2 rRNA genes (1 of these 2 cut by a window edge) are annotated in these 2,606 nt (G+C 54.4%); both read left to right on the top strand.

Annotated features, from left to right (window positions below):
• A 23S ribosomal RNA gene (locus tag BGIM_RS60780) occupies nt 1–2,015 on the top strand; it begins 922 nt to the left of the window's first position.
• A gap of 107 nt (nt 2,016–2,122) precedes the next feature.
• A 5S ribosomal RNA gene (gene rrf / locus BGIM_RS0141410) occupies nt 2,123–2,231 on the top strand.
• Nucleotides 2,232–2,606 lie beyond the last annotated feature (375 nt).

Raw genomic sequence — 2,606 nt, 5'->3', positions numbered from 1 at the left:
CTCGTTCTCTCCGAAATAACTTTAGGGTTAGCGTTCGAATAGTTGGCGACGGGGGTAGAGCGACTGAAATCGAACGGAGGCCTACCCGGCTATCCGTCGATACCAAACTCCGAATACCGTCGTACCAAGTTCGGGCAGCTAGACTGCGAGGGATAAGCTTCGTAGTCGAGAGGGGAACAACCCAGACCACCCGCTAAGGTCCCCAAGTCATGCTCAGTGCGAAAGGAAGTTGGATTCCCCAGACAGCCAGGATGTTGGCTTAGAAGCAGCCACCATTTAAAAAGTGCGTAATAGCTTACTGGTCGAGGGATCCTGCGCCGATAATGAACGGGACTAAGCATGGCACCGAAGCGGTGGGTTGGCGAAAGCCAGCGGTAGGAGAGCGTAGCCATCGGGGCGAAGCAGGACGGATGACGGCCTGTGGACTGATGGTTAGTGATTATGTCGGAACGAGTAACGATAAAACGGGTGAGAATCCCGTTCGCCGCAAGCCTAAGGTTTCCTGGGGAAGGTAAATCCGCCCAGGGTTAGTCGACCCCTTAGTCAAGGCCGAAAGGCGTAGACGATGGAGAAGACGGTTAATATTCCGTCACCTTTTGCGTAGATTCTGCGGACGTGACGCTGAACGAATGGGGTACCCCCTGCTAGTCGCGGGGAACCGCAAGGTCCAGGCCGATTATGTTGCCGAAGTCCTCGGAAGTTCAGCCAAGAAAAGCCGTCCGTTGCGAAACAAAAGATCGTACCATAAACCGACACAGGTGGGCGAGATGAATATTCTAAGGCGCTCGAGAGAATGCTGGTGAAGGAACTCTGCAACATGACTCCGTAACTTCGGGATAAGGAGTGCCTCCGAGGGTGTAACAGCCTTTGGGGGTCGCAGTGAAATGGGTCTAGCGACTGTTTACTAAAAACACAGGTCTGTGCGAACACGCAAGTGGAAGTATACAGACTGACGCCTGCCCGGTGCTGGTAAGTCAAGGGAGGGGGTTAGCCGAAAGGTGAAGCTCACAACCAAAGCTCCAGTAAACGGCGGCCGTAACTATGACGGTCCTAAGGTAGCGAAGTTCCTTGTCGGGTAAGTTCCGACCTGCATGAATGGCGTAACGACTGGACCACTGTCTCCACCAGCTACTCGGTGAAACTGTAGTCGTCGTGAAGATGCGACGTACCCGTAGTTAGACGGAAAGACCCCGTGAACCTTAACTGTAGGATAGTATTGGGTTTAGACCCAACATGCGTAGCGTAGCTGGGAGACTGCGAACCGGAGGTTTCGGCCTTCGGGGAGTCATCGATGAAACACCAGCCTTGTTGTGTTTGAATTCTAACCCGTGTCACAACCACGCGGACAGTGCTATCTGGGCAGTTTGATTGGGGCGATCTCCTCCCAAAAGGTAACGGAGGAGCGCAATGGTACCCTCAGCCCGGTTGGCAATCGGGCATCGAGCGTAAACGTAAAAGGGTGCTTGACTGCGAGACCGATAGGTCGAGCAGGGACGAAAGTCGGCGTTAGTGATCCGGTGGTTTCCGAATGGAAGGGCCATCGCTCAACAGATAAAAGGTACTCCGGGGATAACAGGCTTATCTCCTCTGAGCGTTCATAGCGGCGAGGAGGTTTGGCACCTCGATGTCGGCTCATCGCATCCTGGGGCTGGAGAAGGTCCCAAGGGTTTGGCTGTTCGCCAATGAAAGCGGTACGTGAGCTGGGTTTAGACCGTCGTGAGACAGGTCGGTCCCTATCTGCTACGGGCGCAAGAAACTTGAGAGGCTTCCTCCCTAGTACGAGAGGATTGGGAGGGACGCACCGCTGGTGTTCCAGTTGTCACGCTAGTGGCATCGCTGGGTAGCTACGTGCGGAATGGATAAACGCTGAAGGCATATAAGCGTGAAACTTCCCTCAAGATAAGGTTTCTTTTCTATGATGAAGTCTGCCGATCGAACATCGGTTACATAGGTCAGGTGTGTAAGGCCGGCAACGGTCTCAGCTAACTGATCCTAACAGACGATCGCTTGTCCACACTTTTTTCCTTCCCGCTCCGGCACCAGCCGCGCGGCAGGGCACGAAAGTTCTTGAAAACTGACTGACTACCCATACCGAACCAAACTCAACGAGCTTCATGCGTCTCCCGGTGAGCTTACCTGACTGGTCACACCCGTTCCCATTCCGAACACGGCCGTTAAGCAGTCAGGGCCGATGATAGTGCTTTCAGCGCGAAAGTAGGTTATTGCCGGGTCTTTTATGACCACCCGACACCGAAAGGTGCCGGGTGGTTTTTTTACGCGCCTCGCCTTGCTTGTCCGTCCTGTCTGCCCGCCTCGTTAATCATCTCTCTTCCCGCTCTTATCAATCCTTATCAATTGTTATCAATCCCCGTCTGTTCATCACGCGCCGGGAGCCGCCCGCGATGATTTTTTCGGGGGACCGGCCGGTGTCGCCGCGTGAAAACCCCTTGTTTTGCCGGTGTTTTGGACGATTCCCGCCGCCGTCTTCGCCGAATCCCAACAATCTCGGGTCATCTTTGGCTCCGGGTGTTGACACTCGGGCCTCGCCGCTTAAGATATGCGTCATCACCCAACCGGTGAGATTGAAAAGTCAGACGACGGAAACG

Source organism: Zavarzinella formosa DSM 19928 (assembly GCF_000255705.1).
GTDB classification, from domain to species: domain Bacteria; phylum Planctomycetota; class Planctomycetia; order Gemmatales; family Gemmataceae; genus Zavarzinella; species Zavarzinella formosa.
The sequence above is the reverse complement of the archived record's forward strand: the minus strand, read 5'-3'. Positions and strand labels throughout refer to the sequence as shown.